A 20,418-nucleotide genomic window follows, 5' to 3' on the forward strand; every position below is an offset into this window, starting at 1 on the left:
AGCCAAACTGGTGTAAACCAGTTGCTTTGATCTACACAAAACATTCACGCTCTGAATGTTTGCATATATGAGTATTGTTATCCGACTTCGGATATATGCGTGTTTCTATTTCATCGCCGCCTGGATGATGTCGATATAATGCGAGACATCAGGCGTAATAACGCCGGGCTGCTTGCCCAGGTCGTCGTAGCGGCGCAAGCGAAGGGCCTCCTTGAAAAACGGGTGCGCCTCAAAGGCCGTGCATTCCGCCTCGTCGAACGGGCCGCCTTGAAGGTTCAGGCTTAGCGCCGATGCGCCGCTCAGGCCCTCAAGATAGCCTGGTTCAACGGCGCACAGATAGCGTTTGGCGGCGACATGCAAGGCGATCGGGGCCGTCACCGCTTCAGGAAACCATTGAGATAGAAAGACTTCACCCAGCTTTTCATGAGCGGCGTCATAGCCGTGATCCTCGGCCGCATCGCCCGCGCCTTCAAGGAACTGCCCCACGTCATGCAGCAGGGCCGCTGCGATCATAGCCGGGGTGTCTCCGGCGTCTTCCGCCAGCTTGGCGCATTGCAACATATGCTCGCGCTGATTGACGTGCTCGCCATATCGGCTCTCGCCATGGCGGTCGAAGAGGTCGGTAATCTGCTTCACAGGCGTAGCCCTCGCCGTCGACCAGAGGTCGCAAACGGCTGTTCAGTTGTTGTGGGGTGTTTCTGCGCTCGCCTAGTCATCAAACAGTCATGGCGAACCCTTATTGGTCTAGACCACAAAATCGTCTCCAGCAAGACCACGGACAGATTGTCATGAACCGCACGCTCCTCGCCGCCCTGCTGGCTTCAGCCTGCCTGATCCCGACTGGCGTTCAGGCGATGCAAAGCCAGGCCTGGGATTTCACGCCGCGCTACGAACTGCCGCGTGGCGCCGGGTCGCAGCGTGCAGACACGCCGCCGCCGATAGCGAGTCTGACCCCGTCCGCGACCTCCATGCGGTTCAACGGCATGACGCCGACGGAAAGCCGAATCCTGGAAACGACTTTTGATTCTAGACGCGATTTCACCGTCGAGATGTGGATTCTGGATCATGTGAATCACCCGGTCGCCGCTGTCCTGACGCCGGGCGACGCGAACGGCGCGACGCCCTGGCTGCTGTCCTATCGCGACGGCCGGGCCTCGTTCGGCCCGGCGGGCGCGGCCATGGTCGACGCCCCCGACTACAAAGACGTCTGGCGTCACGTCGTGGGGGTGCGTCAGGGCGACGCCTGGCGCCTTTACGTCAACGGCGCCCTCGCTGGATCGACGTCGGCGCGCATGACCGGCGCCTCGGAGAGCTCATTGGCGCTGACGGCCTATCTGGAAGCCGAGCCTTATATGTCGCTGCCGGACCTGGTGCGCGGCGCAGCCGTGCATGACCGCGCCCTCAGCGCCGCAGAGGTTGAGGCCGCCTTCGCCGCCCGCGCCGCCCTGGTCGATCAGGGCCGCCTGAACGCGGAGAGCTTCCACTTCACCCAGCCGCCTTATCTGAACGCCCCGACGACGCAGGACATCCAGCTGTCGTGGGAGACGGATCGTCCAGCCCGCTTCACGGTCGCCTGGGGCGAGGCGGAGGCTCAGATGCGTCGCATCGAGGTTCCCGCCGCCGAAGAGGGCCGCCTGGGCGGCGCGACGCTGGACGGTTTGAAGGCCGACACGCCCTATTTCTACCGCGTCACGGCCTCGACCGAGGATGGGCGGACGCTGGACTCCGGTCTGTTGTCGTTCCGCTCGGCGCCGCTGCCCGGCGCGCCCTTCGTCATCGCCGTTTCGGCCGACACAGAGGCGCGCCCCCATATCAACAACCGCATGAGCCAGCTGATCTGGGAGGAGCGGCCGAATCTGCTGCTGCTGGCCGGCGACCTGACCGACGGCGGCGACATCGAGCGCCGCTATCAGTGGACGCACGAGTACTTCCTGGGCATGGGCGGTCTGTTCGGGCGCGTGCCGATCATCACCGCCCCCGGCAACGGCGAGGGCGAGCAGCACTGGTTCCGCCGCTATCATCGTCAGCCAGGCGACGAGGCCTATTTCAGCCACCGCTACGGGGATGTCGAGTTCTTCGTCCTCGACAGCAATCTGGAGGATAGCGAGGAACGGAAGCCTGGCTTCCGGGCGCGACAGGCCGCCTGGCTGGATCAGGCCCTGGCCCGTTCCACTGCCCGTTGGAAGATCGCCATGCACCACCATGACGTCTTCACCAGTGATGAAGACGATCACGGCGATAGCTGGGCCGCTCGCTCAACCTACGGCAGCGAGACGATGCAGCGCGAGTTCACCTCGATCTTCGAGCGTCATGGAGTCGATCTGGTCATCTACGGCCACTTGCACGCCTATGAGCGCACCTGGCCGATGACGCAGGGCTCGGTCGATCTCGAAAACGGCGTCACCTATGTTCAGGTCGGCGGCATGGGCGGCAATCTGGAAGACTTTGCGCCGAACAAGCCGGCCTTCAGCGCCAAGACCGCCCGGACGCACCACTATGTCATGTTGCGCGGGGCAGGCGATCGGATCGAGGTCGAGATGATCGATATCGAAGGCCGGTCGCGCGACCGCTTCAGCTTGACGAAGTAGTCTGCGTTTCAGTCTGGTCGGGTGAGGCGTCGATCCGGGGCGGCGTTAGCGAGGGAGGGCTATCAAGGCTCTCACCTTGGGCTGACGAACTGGCCGAACTCGATCTGAGCTATCTGCACGTCGCCCACGGGGGAGATGACGACCTGTTGAGGCGTATCCGCGAGATCTGCCCTAAGGCCCTGCTGGTCAACCGGATCAATCGGCTGCTCGAAGCCGCCGTGTCGGATATGGAAGCGGCCTGGCGCCGGTCGAGCGCTGCGCGTCGTGGTGGCTGCCTTGACCACGGCAAGGACTCTCAAACGCATAACGGCTTGAGATGCGGTGCAAAAAGCCATGCAAGCGAACGTGAGTTCGTGAACGTCCGTCGTGGCTGCTAGGTGGGAGGCCTGACGAGCTAAAAACAGCTTATCGATCTTTTGGGCTAAATGCCCCCGAGTGGCTCCGCGGGTAGGATTCGAACCTACGACCAGCCGATTAACAGTCGGCTGCTCTACCACTGAGCTACCGCGGAACATCCCCTCGGGGGAGGCCGGCGTATAGCAGCGCCTTTTCGATTCATGCAACGGGTAAAAGGCAGAAATCGCCAAATTTTTTCGCAAAGCCCTGCGCTACAAGGCTCCGCATGACTCCAATCCATGTGAACGACCCCGAGGACCCACGCATCGCTGCCTTTCGCGATGTGAGGGAGCGCGATCTGACCGGTCGGCAGGGGCTTTTCATCGCTGAGGGCGAGGTGGTGTTGCGCGTGCTGGCGTCCGAGGCCTCGCGCTGCACGCCGGCGTCCGTTCTGATCGCTGAGAAGCGCCTGGAGAACCTGCGAGAACTGCTGGAGCGTCTGCCGGGCGACGTGCCGGTTCATGTGGCGTCGCAGGCCGTCTTGAACGCTGTGGCGGGCTTTGACCTGCATCGCGGCATTCTCGCCCTGGGGTGCAAGCCTGAGCCCCTCGAACCGGAAGCCCTGCTGGACAGCTTGCCGGAGCGGGCCGTGGCGGTCGTGGCGAGCGGAATCGGCAATCACGACAACATGGGCGGGTTGTTCCGCAACGCCGCCGCCTTTGGAGCTGGAGCGGTGCTGCTGGATCAGACCTGCTGCGATCCCTTTTACCGCAAGGCGATCAGGGTCTCGGTCGGCGCCGTGCTGCGGACGCCCATGGCGACGGGCCTGGACGTTGAAGCCATGATCGAGCTGTTGCGGGGCAGGGGCTTTGAGGTGCTGGCGCTGACGCCGGCGGCGGAACAGACGTTGGCGGAGCTGAAGCCGGGGAAGCGCACGGCGCTCCTGTTGGGCAGCGAAGGGCCAGGGCTGCCGCGAGAGATCATCGCGCGCTGTCGTCCGGTCGGCATCCGGATGGCGGGCGGATTCGATTCGCTGAACGTCGCCACGACCAGCGCTGTCGCCCTGCATCATCTGACGACGGCGGGAGCGGGGTAGATCAGAAACAAGAAAGCCGCCCCGGAGGGCGGCTTTCTCGATGTTCATCGCGATGGAGGCCTGACCGGGAATCGAACCCGGGTGCAAGGATTTGCAGTCCTCTGCGTCACCACTCCGCCATCAGGCCGTGACCTCGTATTTCAGAGGCCCCGCCATCGCGAGGGCCGTCAGCTATCAGATCGGATTGTCCGCTGCAACGCACGGACCTATAAGCGCGTCACATTTCTTCGCCTAAGCCGACCTGAAGGACTTCGGATTATGGATTTCGCCGCCGCCCGCAAGGTGATGCTGGACTCGCAGGTCCGCGTGAACGACGTCACCGACCGCCAACTGCACGCCGCCATCGGCGCTGTGGAGCGCGAGCGATTCTGCGCTGCCGACCGCGCCTTCTCGGCCTACGCCGATGTCGAGCCGGAAATCACAGGCGACCGCCGTCTGATGCTGCCGCGCGACGTGGCCAAGCTGCTGCAGGGGCTGGACGCCCGCGCTGGCGAAAAGGCGCTGGCTATCGCGGGGCCGTACGCCGCCGCCGTCCTGGCGCACATGGGCCTGTCGGTGACGGCCCAGGAATCGGACGCGGCCGTATTTGACGTGGTCGGCGCCGCCCTGGCTGACGCTGGGGTCGAGACCGTTGTGGCGCCGCTGAGCCAGCCGCAGGGCGAAGGCTACGATCTGATCATCAGCGAAGGCGCGGTCATCGCGCGCCCCGAATCGTGGATTGCAGCTCTGCGTCAGGGCGGCCGTCTTGCCGTGGTGGAGCGCGACGGCGCCAGCGGCGCGGCGGTCCTTTATGTGCGCGGTCGTGAAGGCGTCTCGCGACGCGAGCTGTTCGACGCTGCGCCGGAGTTACTGGCGGAAATGGTCCCGGCGCCTGCGTTTGCGCTTTAAGGTCATTCGCGGCGACGGAAGGGGCGTCGCTCTGCGTGAAAAAAACTTAACTGGCGTCGGGCGGGCCTAGCCTCCAACTACGCGGATACAAGGCACTACAGGCGCGCCGGATGGGGGCGTCAGGCAGGGACAGGTTCATGTTGAAACGCTCGCGCGCGCTCGCTTCGGTCGCACTGGTCGCATTGACGATGGGGGCGACGCCGGTCTTCGCCGAGTCGTTGCAGGAAGCCATCGGTCTGGCCTACCGCACCAACCCGACCCTGTTGGCGCAGCGGGCGAATCAACGGGCTCTGGATGAGAGCATCGTCCAGGCGCGCGCTGGACTGCGTCCGACCGTCAACGCTTCGGCGGGTGTCGATTACAGCCGGACGCGCACTGATCGTGTGACGACGACGATCCCTGGCCAGACCTTCTCGATCGACACCAATGGCGATGGCGTGCCTGACGCCACCGGCACGTTGCCGGGCAACAGCAGCACCAGCGGCGGCACGATCGAAAGCGACGGCGCCAGCGCCAGCGTCAGCCTGACGCAGAACATCTGGACGGCCGGACGCGTGTCGCACGGCATTTCTGCGGCCGAGGCCAATGTCCTGGCCGGTCGCGAGAACCTGCGTCAGGTTGAACAGCAGGTCATGGTGACGGTCATTCAGGCCTACGCCGATGTCACCCGCGATCTGGAAGTCCTGCGCATCCGCCAGGAGAACCTGAAGGTGTTGCGTCGCCAGTTGGACGAATCGAACGCTCGATTCGAGGTCGGCGAGATCACCCGCACTGACGTCGCCCAGTCCGAAGCCCGTCTGGCGCAGTCCGAATCCGATCTGGCCGGCGCTCAGGCGCAACTGTCGGTGTCGCGCGCGGCTTACGCCGCCGTGGTGGGGCAGGCGCCGTCCAACCTGCAGACTCTGCCGACGCTGCCGGGCCTGCCGACTGATTTCGACAGCGCCATGGACGTCGGCCTTGCCGAGAATCCCGGCGTGCTGTCGGCCGTTCACGCACAGCGCGCGGCCGAGGCCAATGTGGCGGCCGCGCGGGCGGAATATCTGCCTTCGGCGCGTCTGAACGCCTCCTACGGCGGGACGGCCAACGACTTGTCGGGCTTTGACCTCGGGGATCGCACCAGCTTTACGGCCGGCGCCACCGTCTCGGTGCCCTTGTTCACGGGCGGCTTGAACCGTTCGCGCGTAGCCCAGGCTCTGGAGCGCGCCAACGCCGCCCAGATCAACGTCGAGGGTGAACGTCGCACGGTTCTGCAATCGGTCAGTTCGGCCTATGCCCAGAGCACTTCGGCGCGTTCCAGCGTTCAGGCGGGCGAACAGGCGGTGCGCGCCGCTTCGGTCGCCGCCGAGGGCGTGCGCCAGGAAGCGCAAGTCGGCCTGCGCACCACCCTGGACGTGCTGAACCAGGAGCTCGAACTGCGAAGCGCAGAAGTCGCCCTGACCAGCGCTCGTCGCAATGAGTATGTGGCTCAGGCCCAGCTTCTGGCGGCTATGGGCCGACTGGGCGGTCCCAACCTGGATCCGACGATCGAGGCCTATGATCCGTCCGACAACTATCGTGCGGTGCGTAATCGCGGCGCCCTGCCGTGGGATGGCGTGATCGAGGCCATCGACCGTGTGGCCGCCCCGGCGACGACGCCTGCCGTCGACGTCGAAGACGCCCCGGTCGACCGCCAGTTGAAGGGCGAAGTCGTTCGCACTGCTCCCCAGGGCTGAAGACTGAACGACAAAACGTCCGTTGATTCCGACGGGCGTTGATGCGACGACAGGATTCAAGGGGGAGGCGAGTCTGACAACTCGGTCCCCATCGTCGCCTGCCTAGTCCGCATCGGTTGGCGAATGTCCCCGTTCGAGCGCCCAGGTTGAGGTTCCGACATGACCGAACAAGCCGCCCAGGAACCGACGATGGAAGAGATTCTGGCGTCGATCCGCCGGATTATCTCTGAAGACGACGCTCCGGCCGAAACCGCTCCCGCAGCGGAAACGGATCCCGAGCCCGCGCCGGAGCCAGAACCCGTCGTTGCTGCACCTGAGCCCGTGCCGGCGGAAGACGAAGTGCTGGAACTGACCGAGCCGTATGAGGCGCCGGCCGCTGAAGCCATCGGCGATCTGGACGTTGCGGACGCCGCGCCGTTCCCGATCGAGCCCACGCCGACAGCGCCGCAGCCTGTAGTCGATGCGGCAAAGGTCGAGACCCTGGTCGGTGAAACGGCCGCCGCCAGCGCCGCCTCGGCCTTTGCCGGACTGGCCGCCAGCTTCCAGAAGCCTGAACCTGCGCCTGTGGCGTCGGCTGCCGACATGAACTTCATGAGCGGCAATACGGTCGAGGCCATGGTCCGTGAGATGCTGCGCCCGATGTTGAAGGACTGGCTGGACGCCAATCTGCCGACCATCGTCGAGGCGCAGGTCCGCAAGGAAGTCGAACGCATCGCCCGCAACGCAGGCTGATCGCTTCAAAATCTCGCTGAGTTTACGACGCCCCTCAGTCCGCTGTGGGGCGTTCGTTTTTCCAGTCGAACAAGGCTTCCAGCAGGCGCACGGCCTGACCGCGCTCGCTGGCCAGTTCTGGATCTCGCCCCAACAGCAGGCGTGCATCGTCCGCCGCCGCCAGCAGCAGCGAGCGATGGCGGATCGGGTCTGCGAAGCGATAGGCCGGGAAGCCGCTTTGTTTCAGACCCAGCGGATCGCCGCCGCCCCGCAGGCGGAAGTCCTCTTCGGCGATGACGAAGCCGTCCTCGGTGCGGCGCAGGGTCTCCAGCCGCTCCTTCGCCGTTTCGCCCAGCGCGCCGTCCTCGCCGCCGTACAGCAGGATGCAGGAACTGGCCTTGGCGCCGCGTCCCACGCGCCCGCGCAACTGGTGAAGCTGGGCCAGACCGAAGCAATCGGCGTGTTCGATCACCATGATGGAGGCGTTGGGCACGTCGACGCCGACCTCGACCACGGTCGTGGCGACCAGAACGGGCAGGCGGCCCTGCGCGAACTCGGCCATCACGGCTTCGCGCTCGGCGCCCGGCATCTGGCCGTGGGCCAGGCCGACCTCGGTTCCCAGGTACTTGCGCAGGTCATTCGCCCGATCCTCGGCGGCGGCCAGGTCGATGGCTTCGGATTCGGCCACCAGAGGGCAGATCCAATAGGCTTGCGCGCCGGCCTCGACCGCCGCCTTCAGCCGCTTCGCCACCTCGCCGATACGCGCCAGCGGCAGGACAGCCGTGGTCACGGGCGTGCGGCCGGACGGCTTCTCCATCAGACGGCTGACCTCCAGTTCGCCGTATTGCGTCAGTTCCAACGTGCGCGGGATCGGCGTCGCCGACATGGTCAGCAGATGGACGCCGCCCAGAGCGGGATCGCCCTTGGCCTGTAGTCGTTGGCGCTCACGCACGCCGAAGCGATGCTGCTCATCGATGACGGCCAGGGCCAGACGGTCGAATTGCACCGCATCCTGGAACAGGGCGTGCGTGCCGATGGCGACCTGGGCGTCGCCCGAGGCCAAGGCAGCCAGTTTGCCACGCCGCTCAGCCGCCGTGTCGCGTCCGGTCAACAGCAGGCTGGACACGCCCGCCTGATCCAGCAGGGGCGACAGCTTGTCGTAGTGCTGTCGCGCCAGAATCTCGGTCGGCGCCATCAGGGCGGCCTGGAAGCCGCTGGAGGCCGCATCGGCCAGCGCCAGCGCCGCGACGGCGGTCTTGCCCGAGCCGACATCGCCTTGAAGCAGCCGGCCCATCTGTTCGCCGGACGCCAGATCGGCGCGGATTTCCGCGACTGCCTGTTCCTGCGCGCCGGTCAGGGTGAAGGGCAGGGCGCCCAGCAGCCGGGCAGAGGCCTCGCCGGGCGTGATGCGGGCGGCGGGCGTGATCTGGCGCGCGCGGCGACGGCGCGCCAGGGCCAGTTGGTGGGCGAACAGTTCGTCATAGGCCAGGCGCTGGCGCACCGGCGTGTCGGGCGTGAGGTCCGATTCGTTCGCGGGGGCGTGCAAGGCCTCCAGAGCCACGCGCCAACCGACCCAGCGCCGCGCCGCCAGCCAGTTCGGCTCCTGCCATTCCGGCAGTTCGGGCGCGAGGGCCAGCGCGCCCTGCGCCAGCTTGCGGATCTGGCGCGAGGTCAGCCCCTGCGTCGCCGGATAGACAGGCTCGGACAACGGAATTTCATCCGCCTTTTCGACGGGCAGGATGTAGTCCGGATGGGCGATCTGGACTTCGCTGTTGAAGCGCTCGACCTTGCCGGTCACCAGTCGTCGCGATCCGCGCGGGGCCAGGCTCTCGATATGGCGCGGCGAACCGGCGAACCAGATCAGGTGAATGAAGCCCGTGTCATCGATGGCGCGCACCTTGATGGGGGCGCCGTGTTTGTGCGGGGGGATCAGACGGTCGATCGTCACCTCGAAGACGCCGATCTCGCCGTCGACGGCCTCCATCGCCGTGGTGCGCCGACGTTGGATCACGCCGCTGGGCGACAGGAACAGCACGTCGCGCACCAGCGGACCCGCCACCTTCTGCACCAGAGGGGCGCTGCGCGGCCCCACGCCTTTCAGCGTGGTGACGTCCGCGAACAGGGGAAAGAGAATCTCGGGCCTCATCATTGGACAGCATAGCTGGCGAAGCGGCGTCTGGAACGCTATCTGATCGGCCTCTTACCGAAGTGAACGGACAGGCAAGGAAACCGCGTGGCCGATATCGACGCACGTCCCGAGGACGCCCTGAATTCTGACGACCGCAAGACGCGCCTGGGCCGCATCGTCTTTCGCGCCTGGCGCCGGGGCTTCCGCGAGGCGGACATGGTGCTGGGCCCGTTCGCCGATCAGGTTGCGCCGACGCTGAACGACAATGAACTGACCGAGTTCGAGCGTTTGCTGGATGAAGAGGACCAGTACCTCTACGCTTGGATCATCGAGCGTGAACCAACCCCGCCCGAGTTCGAAGGGCCCATGCTGGCCCGTATCCGCGCCTTCATGCGCGAACATGTTGCGGCCGAAGTGGCCAAGGGCATCGGTTGATGGACGCGGCGCTGGCGCGGATCGACGCGGAACTGGGCGGCGCGCCGGAGGGGCTGGACGCCCTGATCGTCGCCGAGCGGATCAAGACCCAGGGCGGCGTCGCCCTGTTCGTCGCGCGTGACTATCAGCGCACAGGAAACTTTATCCAGGCATTCCGTTTCTTCGCCAAGGATGTTGAAGTTCTTGAGTATCCGTCATGGGACTGTCTGCCCTATGACCGGTTGAGCCCGACGGCCTCGGTCGCGGCGCAGCGTATGGCGACGCTGACGCGGCTGGCCGCGCGTGATCCGTCGGACCGGACGCCGCTGCTGGTGATCGCCACCGTGGCCGCCGCCGCTCAACGCACGCCGCCGCGCAGCGCTGTAACCGGCGCCGGCTTCGCGGCCAGGGTCGGCGCCGATCTCGATACGGCGGCTCTGGAGCGTTACGTAACGGCCAATGGCTATGTGCGCGCGTCGACCGTGTCCGAACGCGGCGAGTACGCCATTCGCGGCGGGGTGATCGACGTCTTTCCGCCGGGATTCGAGGAGCCGGTGCGCCTCGACATGTTCGGCTCCGAGCTGGAATCGATCCGCGCCTTCGATCCTGAGACCCAGCGCTCGACGCGTCAGTTGAAGGCTGTCTCTCTATCGCCGGTGTCCGAAGTGCTGATGGATGCAGATTCCATCTCGCGTTTCCGTAGCGGCTATCTGAACCTGTTCGGCGCGCCGGGTGATGAACCCATGTACGCCGCCGTCAGCGAGGGCGCACGCCGTCAGGGCGTCGAACACTGGCTGCCGTTGTTCTACGACCGACTGGATACGCTGTTCGACTACCTGCCGGACACGGCGCCGGTCTTTCTGGACAGTCAGGCGGAGCAAGCGCGCGGCGAGCGCTGGAACCTGACCGTCGACGCCTATGAGGCGCGTAAGGAGGCGGCGCGCGGCAAGGGCGGGGCGGCCTATCGCGCCCTGCCGCCCGCGCGGCTCTATCTGGACGACGGCGACTGGAACAGCGCGCTGGTCGGGCGCGCCGTGCGCCGCCTGTCGCCGCTGGCCGCCGGTTCGGGCGAGGATGCAGGCGGCCGCCTGGGCCGCAGCTTCGCTGCTGAGCGATCGCAGGACAGCGTCAACCTATTCGCCGCCGTGGCCCAACACGCCGAGGCGCTGAAGGCGCAGGGCAAGCGCGTCCTGTTCGCCTCATGGTCCGAAGGCTCGGCCGAGCGTCTGGCCGCCATGCTGGGCGATCACGGCCTGACGCACGTCGTGGCGGTGCGCGACTGGGATGATGTGCGGGGGGCGCCCGACGGCATCTACCTGCGCGCGGTGCTGCCGGTCGAGCATGGCTTCGCCACCGACGATCTGGCCGTCATTTCCGAGACCGACATTCTGGGCGACCGGTTGGCGCGACCCAAGCGCAAGCGGCGGGCGTCCAACTTCCTGGCCGAGGCATCGGCCCTGACGGCGGGCGATCTGGTCGTTCACCTGGATCACGGCATCGGGCGCTATGAGGGGCTGCGGACGCTGGAGATTCAGGAGGCGCCGCACGACTGCCTCGAACTCCTCTATGCCGGTGAGAGCAAGCTCTACCTGCCGGTTGAAAACATTGACCTTCTGACCCGCTACGGTACGGACGCCGAAGGGGTTCAACTGGACCGACTGGGCGGTGCCGGCTGGCAGGCGCGCAAGGCCAAGGCCAAGGAGCGCCTGCGCGCCATGGCCGAGGGGTTGATCGCGCTGGCGGCCAAGCGGGCGTTGCGCGTGTCCGACGCCATCGTGCCGCCCGCGGGCCTGTTCGACGAGTTCTGCGCCCGCTTCCCCTATGAGGAGACGGACGATCAGCTGAACGCCATCGGCGACGTGCTGGAAGACCTGGGCAAGGGCACGCCGATGGATCGCCTGATCTGCGGCGATGTCGGTTTCGGCAAGACGGAGGTCGCCCTGCGCGCCGCCTTCGTCGTGGCCATGACAGGCCAACAGGTCGCCATCGTCTGCCCGACGACCCTGTTGGCGCGCCAGCACTTCAAGACCTTCAGCGAACGCTTTGCAGGCTGGCCGATCAAGGTGCGTCACCTGTCGCGCATGGTCACGGCCAAGGACGCGAACGAGACGCGCGCGGGCCTGAAGGACGGCAGTTTCGAGATCGTCGTCGGCACCCATGCCGTGCTGGCCGATCAGGTCGGCTTCAAGGATTTGGGCCTCGTCATCGTGGACGAGGAGCAGCACTTCGGCGTCAAGCACAAGGAGAAGCTGAAGTCCCTGCGGGCCGATGTTCACCTGCTGACGCTGACCGCCACGCCGATCCCGCGTACGCTGCAGATGGCGCTGTCGGGCATCCGCGAGATGTCCATCATCGCCACGCCGCCGGTCGATCGTCTGGCGGTGCGGACCTATGTCACGCCGTGGGATCCGGTGCTGGTGCGCGAGGCCCTGCTGCGCGAGAAGTATCGCGGCGGTCAGGCCTATTACGTCGCGCCGCGCCTAAAGGATCTACCCGACATCGAGCGGTTCCTGCGCGAGCAGGTGCCCGAAGTGAAGTTCGTCGTCGGCCACGGCCAGATGAGTCCGACCCAACTGGAAGCCGTCATGAGCGCCTTCTACGATGGCGAATATGACGTCCTGGTCTCGACCACCATCGTCGAGAGCGGCATCGACATTCCAACGGCCAACACGCTTGTCGTGCATCGCGCCGACATGTTCGGTCTGGCTCAGCTGCACCAGATCAGAGGCCGGATCGGCCGGTCCAAGGCGCGGGCCTTCGCCTATCTGACGACCGATCCGACCAAGCCGCTGAGCCTGTCGGCGGAGCGGCGTCTGCAGGTGTTGCAGTCGCTGGACAATCTGGGCGCAGGCTTCCAACTGGCCAGCCACGATCTGGACCAGCGCGGCGGCGGCAACCTGCTGGGCGACGAACAGTCGGGGCATATCCGCGAGGTGGGCGTCGAACTGTATCAGCAGATGTTGGAGGACGCCGTCGCCGAACTACGCGAGCAGGGCGAGGCGGCCCCGGATCGCGGCTGGTCGCCCTCGATCAACGTTGGCGCAGCTGTCCTGATTCCGGAGGAATACGTCCCGGACCTGAACGTGCGTCTGAGCCTGTATCGTCGCCTGTCCGACGCCGAGAAGATGGAGGATCGCGAGGCCATGGCCGCCGAGCTGATCGATCGCTTCGGCCCTCTGCCGGACGAAGCGCAGCAGCTTCTGCGGATCGTGGGCGTCAAGGCCAACTGCCGCACGGCCATGATCGAAAAGATCGACATCGGGCCCAAGGGCGCGGTGCTGACCCTGCGCAACAACACCTTCCCCAATCCGATGGGGCTGGTCGGCCTGATCCAGAAGAATCATGGCTTCTGGAAGATCCGCCCGGATCAGAAGATCGTCGTGAAGGGCGACTGGCCGACGCCGGAGGACCGCCTGAAGGTGGCCGAGCGCATCACCGCCGATCTGGCGCGGGTGGCGGGGGCGGCCTAGCCCCCGCACCTCAGTCGACGCGAGCCTTCATGCTGCGTATCAGGGCGTCGAACAGGTTGACGTAGTCATCGGTCCACGGCCGCACCTCGGTCGGCTCCAGCTTGCGCCAGCGGCCGTCGGCCTTGAAGTCGGCCAGTCCCTCGGCGGTCGGCGAGATGACCAGAGCTTCGGTCGAAGCCTCGGCCATCAGCGCGGCCTCGGGGTTCTCGACGTAGACCTGATGCAGTTCGGCCGCGCCCAATTCGCGTGCGGCGGCGACGGCGGGCAGGGTGATCTCCAGGTTACGGTTGGACAAGTGCAGCACCACGACGCCTGTCGGCTTCAACAGCTTCAGATAGCCTTCGATCGCTTCGCGGGTCAGCAGATGGGTCGGCACAGCGTCGGACGAGAAGGCGTCGATGACCAGCAGGTCATACGTGCCGCGAGGCTCCTTGTTCAGCGTCAGCCGCGCATCGCCCAGCACCGTGCGGATAGGCCCGTCGGCGCAATCCGAGATGAAGGTGAACCAGTTCGGATCGCGTGAAATGCGGTCGACCATGGGGTCGATCTCGAAGAAGGTCATTTGGTCAGAGGCGCGCTTGTAGGCCGCCATGGCGCCCGAACCCTGACCCACGACGCCGATGACGGCGGCTGGGCTGCGAGCCTGGATCAGCTCCGCCGCCTGGCCCAAGGGCGTGGTGCGGGCGTAGTACATGGTCGGGGCGCAGGCGAAGTTCGGATGGCGCGCCTGGGCGCCGTGCAGGGTGGTGCCGTGCATCAACACATGGATGTCGCCGCCCATCTTGGGATCGGGCGTGACCGCCACGCGCATGACGCCGAAGAAGCTGCGCTCGGACAGGCTCCAGTCATAGCCGCGGCCGATGTAATGGGCGGACAGGGTCATGGCTGCGACCACAGCCGTGAACATCAGCACTCGATCCCGAACCACGAAGGCGAGGATGGCGGCGACGCCCAGGATGATCTGAGCCGTCGCGGTCAGGCCGAACTCGCTGAAGGCCGTTCTCAGAGACGGGTTGTAGCGCAGCATCTCGAACAGCAGGGGGACGAAGAGGGCGATCACCAAACCGGCGGCCATCAGCCAGAATTCATGCTTGGCTGGACGATCGCCCAGCCAGGGACGGGCCAGGCAGACCAGCACCATGACGAGCGGATACTCCAGCACCGTCTCGAACACGACCGGCGCGATCAGGGCGGTGAAGGCGCCGCCCAACACGCCGCCCAGCGACAGCAACAGGTAGAATTCGGTCAATCGGTCCGGCGCCGGACGCCGCGCCGCCATCTGTTGGTGGCACATCAGGGCGGTGACGAAGAAGCCCAGAAGGTGCAGGCCCAGCAACGCCAGCCACTGACCCGTCGTCATTCCGACCAGGGCGGCGATCAGCACCGTGAGGAAGGCCTGCAGCATCAGGGTGATGTGCAGCGGAATCCACGGCTTCGCCTGGAAGGCGATGACGAAGGTCAGCAGATAGAGGGCTAGGGGCGCGACCCAGAGGAAGGGAGCGGAGGCCACGTCCGTCGAAAGGTGAGCGGTGACGCCCAGCATCAGGCTGGATGGAGCCGCCGCGAGCAGAACCAGTACGATCTTCCGACGCCAGGGAATGGGCGGGCTGCGGTCAGCGGCTTTCTTGGGCTGGGCGATGCTCGCAGCGCGCGGCATGAGGATCGTGAGGCCCACCAGCATGACCGCGAAGACGCCGTAACCCACCGTCCAGCCCCATCTTTGTCCCGACAGGGAGGCCAGCGGTTCGATCAGGGCGGGATAGGCCAACAGGGCCAGGAAGCTTCCCAGGTTGGAGGCGGCGTAGAGGACATAGGGGTTCGCGCCGTCGGGTCGCCCTGCACGAACACGCGCATACCAGGCCTGCAACAGGGGGGCCGTGGCCGACAGGACCGCGAACGGGGCGCCGACCGACAGCGCCAGGGCGCCGAGCAGCCAGCCGATCGGCGCGGCCGGATCAGGATCGCCAAGCGCCTGGGTGATGCTGAGCGGCAGGAAGACGGCCGCCGCCGCCAGCAACACCAGATGGATCGTCGCCTGCACCCGTATCGACGGAATGCGTTGGAGCAGGTGGGCGTAGAGATAGCCCGCCAGCAGCGCCGCCTGGAAGAAGACCATGGCGGTGTTCCACACCGACGGCGATCCGCCCAGCAGCGGCAACACCAGCTTGGTCGTCATCGGCTGAACGACGAACACCAGGCTGGCCGAGGTGAAGACCGCGACGGCGAAGGCCGCAGGTGTTATCGCATCGACGCTGCGATGCGCCGGCGTCAGAGTTTGATCGGTCATTCGCTGCTTTCGACGTCGGGCGGCTGATTCCGTCCGGTGAGGCTATGACGACTCGTGGACGGAGCGAATTCCTATGTTGCCGCAGGACATCGAGGCGATCGCCGAGGCCGTGATTCGTCGAGCGGAAGCTGCTGGCCTGATGATCTCCACGGCTGAAAGCTGTACCGGCGGTCTGGTGTCGGGCGCGTTGACGGCGATTGCAGGATCGTCCGCCGTGCTGGATCGCGGGTTCGTCACCTACAGCAATGAGGCCAAGGTCGAGATGCTGGGCGTGGACAGCGACCTGTTGGCGAGCTTCGGCGCCGTGTCCGAACCGACGGCCCGCGCCATGGCGGAAGGCGCCGTGACACGCTCGCGGGCCTCAATCGCCGTGTCTGTGACGGGCATCGCCGGGCCTGGAGGAGGCTCGCCGCAGAAACCTGTGGGACTGGTGCATTTCGCCGCGCATGGCCCGAATGGCCGGACCGTGCATCTGGAGAAACGCTTCGGCGACATCGGACGCGATGCGATCCGGTTGGAAAGCGTGCGGATGGCCCTGGGGCTGCTGATGGACGCCGTGTCGGAATGAGCGAGGCTATGATGACAGTGGATGCGCGCGGGCACAAATGCCCGGTCCCCAGTCTGCGTCTTCGCAAGGCGCTGGAAGGGCGGGCGCCGGGCGTCCAACTGACCCTGCTGGCCACGGACGCCATGGCGCGGATTGATGTGCCGTTCCTGATGCAGGAACTGGGCGGCCGCGTGGTTCAGATCGACGAGACGGACGGCGTCCTGAGCATCACTGTCGAGACTGGCGCCGCTCCGACAGGTTGACGACCGTGTCGGGCAGGGCGGTCGGTTCGGGCGGAACCGCGCGTGTCTCCCACTCAATTTCCAGCTCTGTGGCGAAGGCGCCGCCGTAGAAGACGGCGTTGACGTTCCACGACAGCCAGATCAGCAGCACCACCACGGCGCCGACTGAGCCATAGGTCGCGCCCAGGTGAACAATCTGCTCGACATAGATGGTGCACAGCCAGGAGAAGAAGGTGGACATGACGGTGGCCACCAGTCCGCCGATGATGGCGGCCTTCCAGGCTACGCGTTTGGCGTGGGCCATGGCGTAGCGATAGAGCATGGTCAGCCCCAGCCACAGGCCCAGCGCAGGCCACAGGCCGTCCAGCGGCAGGGCCAGCCAGCCGACGGGCTGATCGGCATAGGCGTGCTCCATCAGGCGTGAAGTCACCACGGCGCCCGAGACGATAGTGAACAGCACGAAGGCCGCCAGGGCGACCAGGAAGGCCAGCATGTTGAACTTGAAGAAGCCGAGCGGGTTGGTCTCGTCGTGGATCAGGTTCAATCCGGCCAGCAGGGCCTTGAATCCACGGTGCGCCGCATAGGCGCCGATCACCAGGGCGATGGCGCTCTGAGCCGAGACCGTGCGGGCCGAGGCGTTCGCCAGACGGTCGATTTCATTCAGGAACAGAGTGCGCGCGGCCGAAGGGATGACATCCGCCAGGGCGGCGGCCTGCTCGCTGACCTGTCCGATAGTCAGAACGGCCTTGTAGAAGCCGATCAGGATGGCGATGGCCGGGAACAATGCCAGCAGGGCGAAGAAGGACACGCCGCCCGTATAGAGCATGACGTCGCGACCCCAGCTACGGCTGAAAGCCCGCGTCATCAGGCGTAGCCAGAGCCGGGGTTGGGCCGTGATCGGCTTGGAAAAGGTCAAACGGCAGTCTCGATCGTCAACGAAGGGGGCGGATTAACCCCATTCGCAGCAAGGTGAGAAGTCCCAATGTCGTCATCGGATGATCTGCCTTGCCCATTGCGGGCCTCGTCGGCGCCGGTATCATGGCGGCTCTGGAGCGGTCGCGGGGGCGAGCCGTCCAGGCCAAGGAGACAGTGTTTGGAATCGGATCCGCGCGTTCTGGTCGTCTCCGACGCCGACGATCAGCTTGGCTCGCTTTGCGAAGGATTGGACCGACTGGGGTGGCGCACCGTCACCGCGCGCTCGCTTGAAGCCGCGCTTCTGGCGGTGTCGGACCTGCCGGTGGATGCGGCCGTGGTTGAGTTGAAGAGCCTTGCTGAAGGCGGGCTGGAGCGCCTGCGCCGTGCCGCCGCTCCGCGCTATCTGTCGATACTGGGCCTGGGCGCCGCATCAGAGCGCGGAGGCGAGGAATGCGACCTGGTTGTGTCGACGCATCCCCATCCGCTGCAGACGGCCTTCCGATTGGAGCAGCTGACGCGCGCTGCGGTGGCAGAGGAAGAATTCAGGCTGCGTCAGGCGACGTTTGCGGCTCATGGCGTTGACCTGCCCGAGCCGACGATGGGCGACACGCCTTTACAGGTGCTGACGGCGGGCGCGGCGGATCGCCGTTTCCTGGCCCTGTCCAACGCCCTGGCGGCGGCGGGCGCAGAGGCTGTGGCGGCGCCGACCCCCTATACGGCTTTCGATTATCTGCATGAGCGCGCCTTCGACGCCGCCGTGCTGTGGGGGGATCGGGACCATGCGCCGGCCTTGTCGATCGCGGCGGGCATGCGTCGCAACACGCGCCTCTATCATATCCCCCTGACCCTCTATCTGCGCGAGAAGGTCGAGCCTGACCTGGCGGCCCTGTTCGAACGAGGCTTCGCTGACGTCGCCGCCGCAGAGACTTCAGAGGAGGAAGCTGCTGAACGGGTGTTGGCCCTGGCGCGTAATCATCGCCGTCGGCAGGGCTTGAGGCGGGCTCTGGACGCCGTGCGTGGTTGCGACCTGATGGATCCCGAGACCGGACTGTTCAGTCGCGACCTGTTCGCGGCGCATCTGGCGCGCCTCGCCAAGGGCGCGCGTGAACGGAGCCGACGCCTGTCCGTGTGCGTCCTGCGCGTGCCGGATAGTGAAACCATGGCGGCGGTTCGCACGGGCGGGTGGCTGGAGCGGGCCATGCCTCAGATCGGCGCCATGGTGTCGCGTCTGGTGCGGGTGGAGGACACGGCCGCACGTCTGTCGTCGGAAACCTTCGCCCTGGCCTTGCCCGCGACGGATCACGCTGCAGCGCGCCTGACGGCGGAACGGATCGCGGCGGTGATCGCCTGCACCGCCTTTGACGCGGGGCCGAACCGCTCGCCTTTCGTGGTTGAGCTCGATGTCGGCGTCGCCGAGATGCAGCCGGATGAAACTCCGACCGCCTTGCTGGAGCGCGCTTCGGCCCAGGTATCATGACGTTCTAGGCGTCGGTGTCGTCGTCCAGCTTGTGGCCGTCCAGGCGCATGGCGTCACGCTCGCGTTCGACCTTGGCCGCGTCACGTTCGGCGCGGGTGCGGCCGAAGGTCAGGCGGTTGGCTTCGGCCGTGCGCTTGGCGGCGGTTTTGTCACGGGCCTTTCGCGCCTTGTTCAGGTTGACGATCTCACCCATCAGACATGACCGTCCGGGCTGTCCTTGGCCCAGGCGCGCTTCAGCGCTGGGCGCGCGCCGATGCGCTGGACATAGGCGTCATACGGTTCGCCCGCGGGCATGGCCGCGCGGAACCATTGCAGCAAACTGCCGAACAGGATGTCGAGGGCGGAGAAGTCGCCCAGGATGAAGCCGCCGTCTTGGATCGCCGCGCGCCAGCGCCGGTCCAACTCGGTATAGGCGGCCTTCTGCGTCTCGTTCCAACTGGCGGGCGGACCGGAGGTCAGCACCGTCTCCAGCACATTGTTGTAGAGGCCCAGCCACGACAGATATTCCGCCCGGCGCGGGTCGGCCGGTCCCGGCGCCAGGCCCGCATCAGGGTGGCGGTCGGTCAGGAACAGGAAGATCAGCACTGATTCGATCAGCACCTGCCCGTCGACTTCGAGCGCCGGGGCCTGTTTCAACGGATGAGGGTTGGCCGGATCGGTTCGGCCCTGGCCCTCACGCCGCAGAATATCGACGTAGTGGACGCGATAGTCCGCGCCCAGCTCCTCCAGCAACCACAGAAGGCGGGTCGAGCGTGACTGCGGCGCGTGATGAACGATCATCGACATTGTGAACTTCCTCGCCTGGCTTTGCGGTGAACCCTCTAACGGCCGGGCCGTTCCGAGGCGGTCCCCATAGTAACGGAGAGCGTCAATGATAAACGCCTCGATGATCAAGGAACATCAGGAAGTCGTCGGTTCGGACGGCGGTCATGTCGGTCGCGTGGACCATGTGATGGGCGACCAGATCGAACTGGCCAAGCTGGATCTGGGTTCAGGCCTCAAGCACCACATGATCCCCGTCACCTGGGTCACGCGCGTGGATGAGCACGTGCATCTGAACATGACGAAGGACGAGGCCAAGGCGCGCTGGACCGAGAAACACTAAAGCGCCGCCTTACCGCGATTTCACCGGAGGCCCTGCTGCAATCAGCGGGGCCTTTCGCCATATAGAGGGTGTGATTGACGCGAAGGGGCGACAGACTTGATCCGACTGATCCTGAACTTGCTGTGGTTCTTCCTGGGCGGTTTCGCTTCGGGCCTGGCCTGGCTGTTTGGCGGGCTGCTGCTGGCGCTGACGGTCGTGGGCCTGCCGTGGGCGTTTTCGGCATGGCGCATCGCCAGCTATTCCTTCTGGCCGTTCGGGCGCGAGATCGTCTGGCGCGATCCGAACCCGGCTGACCTGGGCGCGGGTTGCCTGGGCGTCGGGCTGAACGTGATCTGGCTGGTGCTGGCGGGATGGTACATCGCCCTGGCGCATCTTCTGATCGCCGTCCCGCAGTTCGTCAGCCTGATTGGCATTCCGTTCGCGCTGAAGAACGTCGAACTGGCCAAGCTGTCGCTGGCCCCAGTGGGGCGGACGATCCGGGACCGGGGCTGACGGCGGCGTC

Annotated in this window: 19 protein-coding genes and 2 tRNA genes; 12 read left to right on the plus strand and 9 right to left on the minus strand. The window is 66.0% G+C overall.

The window, feature by feature from the left end; all coding sequences use genetic code 11:
- Positions 1-105 precede the first annotated feature (105 nt).
- Positions 106-636 carry a phosphonate degradation HD-domain oxygenase gene (locus FM111_RS09335; protein ID WP_087140686.1) on the minus strand — a complete coding sequence of 177 codons (531 nt, stop codon included), beginning with the start codon at positions 634-636 and terminating at the stop codon, positions 106-108.
- Between the two features lie 152 nt (positions 637-788).
- Here FM111_RS09335 and FM111_RS09340 point away from each other — a divergent pair, with 152 nt between their 5' ends.
- Positions 789-2,588, plus strand: a complete 1,800-nt coding sequence (locus FM111_RS09340; protein ID WP_179205069.1) for a metallophosphoesterase — start codon at positions 789-791, stop codon at positions 2,586-2,588.
- A gap of 71 nt (positions 2,589-2,659) precedes the next feature.
- Here FM111_RS09340 and FM111_RS09345 read toward each other — a convergent pair whose 3' ends face one another.
- Together FM111_RS09345 and FM111_RS09350 are read right to left on the minus strand one after the other, a co-directional pair.
- Positions 2,660-2,872 (minus strand): hypothetical protein, encoded by a 213-nt coding sequence (locus FM111_RS09345; RefSeq protein ID WP_143276082.1) that lies wholly within the window; start codon positions 2,870-2,872, stop codon positions 2,660-2,662.
- Between the two features lie 152 nt (positions 2,873-3,024).
- Positions 3,025-3,099: transfer RNA gene (locus FM111_RS09350), tRNA-Asn, on the minus strand.
- Positions 3,100-3,210: 111 nt separating this feature from the next.
- Between FM111_RS09350 and FM111_RS09355 the strand changes: the two genes are divergently transcribed.
- Positions 3,211-4,020: a TrmH family RNA methyltransferase gene (locus FM111_RS09355; RefSeq protein ID WP_087140689.1), complete on the plus strand. Its 810-nt coding sequence runs from the start codon at positions 3,211-3,213 to the stop codon at positions 4,018-4,020.
- Positions 4,021-4,073: 53 nt separating this feature from the next.
- Here the strand turns inward: FM111_RS09355 and FM111_RS09360 are convergent.
- Positions 4,074-4,147 (minus strand) — tRNA-Cys (locus FM111_RS09360).
- 131 nt (positions 4,148-4,278) lie between these two features.
- On the opposite strand from FM111_RS09360, the gene FM111_RS09365 reads away from it, so the two are divergent.
- From FM111_RS09365 to FM111_RS09375, 3 genes are all read left to right on the plus strand, one after another.
- Positions 4,279-4,908: a protein-L-isoaspartate O-methyltransferase family protein gene (locus tag FM111_RS09365; protein ID WP_087140690.1), complete on the plus strand. Its 630-nt coding sequence runs from the start codon at positions 4,279-4,281 to the stop codon at positions 4,906-4,908.
- Between the two features lie 137 nt (positions 4,909-5,045).
- Positions 5,046-6,620 (plus strand): TolC family outer membrane protein, encoded by a 1,575-nt coding sequence (locus FM111_RS09370; protein WP_087140691.1) that lies wholly within the window; start codon positions 5,046-5,048, stop codon positions 6,618-6,620.
- 159 nt (positions 6,621-6,779) lie between these two features.
- Entirely contained in the window at positions 6,780-7,352 is a 573-nt protein-coding gene (locus tag FM111_RS09375) for a DUF2497 domain-containing protein (protein WP_087140692.1), read from the plus strand.
- A 34-nt stretch (positions 7,353-7,386) separates the two neighbouring features.
- On the opposite strand, the gene recG is transcribed toward FM111_RS09375, so the two are convergent.
- Positions 7,387-9,477: an ATP-dependent DNA helicase RecG gene (recG, locus tag FM111_RS09380; protein ID WP_087140755.1), complete on the minus strand. Its 2,091-nt coding sequence runs from the start codon at positions 9,475-9,477 to the stop codon at positions 7,387-7,389.
- Between the two features lie 87 nt (positions 9,478-9,564).
- On the opposite strand from recG, the gene FM111_RS09385 reads away from it, so the two are divergent.
- Together FM111_RS09385 and mfd are read left to right on the plus strand one after the other, a co-directional pair.
- Positions 9,565-9,894 (plus strand): FAD assembly factor SdhE, encoded by a 330-nt coding sequence (locus tag FM111_RS09385; RefSeq protein WP_087140693.1) that lies wholly within the window; start codon positions 9,565-9,567, stop codon positions 9,892-9,894.
- Entirely contained in the window at positions 9,894-13,343 is a 3,450-nt protein-coding gene (gene mfd, locus FM111_RS09390; RefSeq protein ID WP_087140694.1) for a transcription-repair coupling factor, read from the plus strand. The genes FM111_RS09385 and mfd overlap by 1 nt, the downstream gene beginning before the upstream one ends.
- A 10-nt stretch (positions 13,344-13,353) precedes the next feature.
- On the opposite strand, the gene FM111_RS09395 is transcribed toward mfd, so the two are convergent.
- Positions 13,354-15,630, minus strand: coding sequence for a spermidine synthase (locus FM111_RS09395; RefSeq protein ID WP_087140695.1), 2,277 nt, complete (start codon positions 15,628-15,630; stop codon positions 13,354-13,356).
- 73 nt (positions 15,631-15,703) lie between these two features.
- On the opposite strand from FM111_RS09395, the gene FM111_RS09400 reads away from it, so the two are divergent.
- On the plus strand, positions 15,704-16,198 hold the full coding sequence (locus tag FM111_RS09400; protein WP_179205070.1) for a CinA family protein: 495 nt from the start codon (positions 15,704-15,706) through the stop codon (positions 16,196-16,198).
- Positions 16,195-16,440, plus strand: a complete 246-nt coding sequence (locus tag FM111_RS09405; protein WP_087140697.1) for a sulfurtransferase TusA family protein — start codon at positions 16,195-16,197, stop codon at positions 16,438-16,440. Before FM111_RS09400 ends, FM111_RS09405 begins: the two co-directional genes overlap by 4 nt.
- Here the strand turns inward: FM111_RS09405 and FM111_RS09410 are convergent.
- The gene (locus FM111_RS09410; protein WP_256968171.1) at positions 16,406-17,335 is read right to left on the minus strand and encodes a YihY/virulence factor BrkB family protein; all 930 of its coding nucleotides are present in this window, start codon (positions 17,333-17,335) and stop codon (positions 16,406-16,408) included. The genes FM111_RS09405 and FM111_RS09410 overlap by 35 nt on opposite strands.
- 177 nt (positions 17,336-17,512) lie before the next feature.
- Between FM111_RS09410 and FM111_RS09415 the strand changes: the two genes are divergently transcribed.
- On the plus strand, positions 17,513-18,811 hold the full coding sequence (locus FM111_RS09415) for a diguanylate cyclase domain-containing protein (RefSeq protein WP_087140698.1): 1,299 nt from the start codon (positions 17,513-17,515) through the stop codon (positions 18,809-18,811).
- Positions 18,812-18,815: 4 nt separating this feature from the next.
- Here FM111_RS09415 and FM111_RS09420 read toward each other — a convergent pair whose 3' ends face one another.
- Both FM111_RS09420 and FM111_RS09425 read right to left on the minus strand, forming a co-directional pair.
- Positions 18,816-19,004 (minus strand): DUF4169 family protein, encoded by a 189-nt coding sequence (locus FM111_RS09420; protein ID WP_087140699.1) that lies wholly within the window; start codon positions 19,002-19,004, stop codon positions 18,816-18,818.
- Positions 19,004-19,597 (minus strand): glutathione S-transferase family protein, encoded by a 594-nt coding sequence (locus tag FM111_RS09425; protein WP_087140700.1) that lies wholly within the window; start codon positions 19,595-19,597, stop codon positions 19,004-19,006. The genes FM111_RS09420 and FM111_RS09425 overlap by 1 nt, the downstream gene beginning before the upstream one ends.
- Positions 19,598-19,682: 85 nt before the next feature.
- On the opposite strand from FM111_RS09425, the gene FM111_RS09430 reads away from it, so the two are divergent.
- Together FM111_RS09430 and FM111_RS09435 are read left to right on the plus strand one after the other, a co-directional pair.
- The gene (locus FM111_RS09430) at positions 19,683-19,916 is read left to right on the plus strand and encodes a DUF2171 domain-containing protein (RefSeq protein WP_087140701.1); all 234 of its coding nucleotides are present in this window, start codon (positions 19,683-19,685) and stop codon (positions 19,914-19,916) included.
- Positions 19,917-20,012: 96 nt separating this feature from the next.
- Positions 20,013-20,408, plus strand: coding sequence for a YccF domain-containing protein (locus FM111_RS09435; protein WP_087140702.1), 396 nt, complete (start codon positions 20,013-20,015; stop codon positions 20,406-20,408).
- Positions 20,409-20,418: the final 10 nt, after the last annotated feature.

The organism is Brevundimonas diminuta 3F5N, assembly GCF_900163625.1.
Classification (GTDB): domain Bacteria; phylum Pseudomonadota; class Alphaproteobacteria; order Caulobacterales; family Caulobacteraceae; genus Brevundimonas; species Brevundimonas diminuta_A.

Bases quoted from the DNA above. Each gene is read 5' to 3' on its own strand.
- FM111_RS09340 (WP_179205069.1), top strand. From the start codon at position 789: ATGAACCGCACGCTCCTCGCCGCCCTGCTGGCTTCAGCCTGCCTGATC.
- FM111_RS09355 (WP_087140689.1), top strand. From the start codon at position 3,211: ATGACTCCAATCCATGTGAACGACCCCGAGGACCCACGCATCGCTGCC.
- FM111_RS09365 (WP_087140690.1), top strand. From the start codon at position 4,279: ATGGATTTCGCCGCCGCCCGCAAGGTGATGCTGGACTCGCAGGTCCGC.
- FM111_RS09370 (WP_087140691.1), top strand. From the start codon at position 5,046: ATGTTGAAACGCTCGCGCGCGCTCGCTTCGGTCGCACTGGTCGCATTG.
- FM111_RS09375 (WP_087140692.1), top strand. From the start codon at position 6,780: ATGACCGAACAAGCCGCCCAGGAACCGACGATGGAAGAGATTCTGGCG.
- recG (WP_087140755.1), bottom strand. From the start codon at position 9,477: ATGAGGCCCGAGATTCTCTTTCCCCTGTTCGCGGACGTCACCACGCTG.
- mfd (WP_087140694.1), top strand. From the start codon at position 9,894: ATGGACGCGGCGCTGGCGCGGATCGACGCGGAACTGGGCGGCGCGCCG.
- FM111_RS09395 (WP_087140695.1), bottom strand. From the start codon at position 15,630: ATGACCGATCAAACTCTGACGCCGGCGCATCGCAGCGTCGATGCGATA.
- FM111_RS09400 (WP_179205070.1), top strand. From the start codon at position 15,704: ATGTTGCCGCAGGACATCGAGGCGATCGCCGAGGCCGTGATTCGTCGA.
- FM111_RS09405 (WP_087140697.1), top strand. From the start codon at position 16,195: ATGAGCGAGGCTATGATGACAGTGGATGCGCGCGGGCACAAATGCCCG.
- FM111_RS09420 (WP_087140699.1), bottom strand. From the start codon at position 19,004: ATGGGTGAGATCGTCAACCTGAACAAGGCGCGAAAGGCCCGTGACAAA.
- FM111_RS09425 (WP_087140700.1), bottom strand. From the start codon at position 19,597: ATGTCGATGATCGTTCATCACGCGCCGCAGTCACGCTCGACCCGCCTT.
- FM111_RS09430 (WP_087140701.1), top strand. From the start codon at position 19,683: ATGATAAACGCCTCGATGATCAAGGAACATCAGGAAGTCGTCGGTTCG.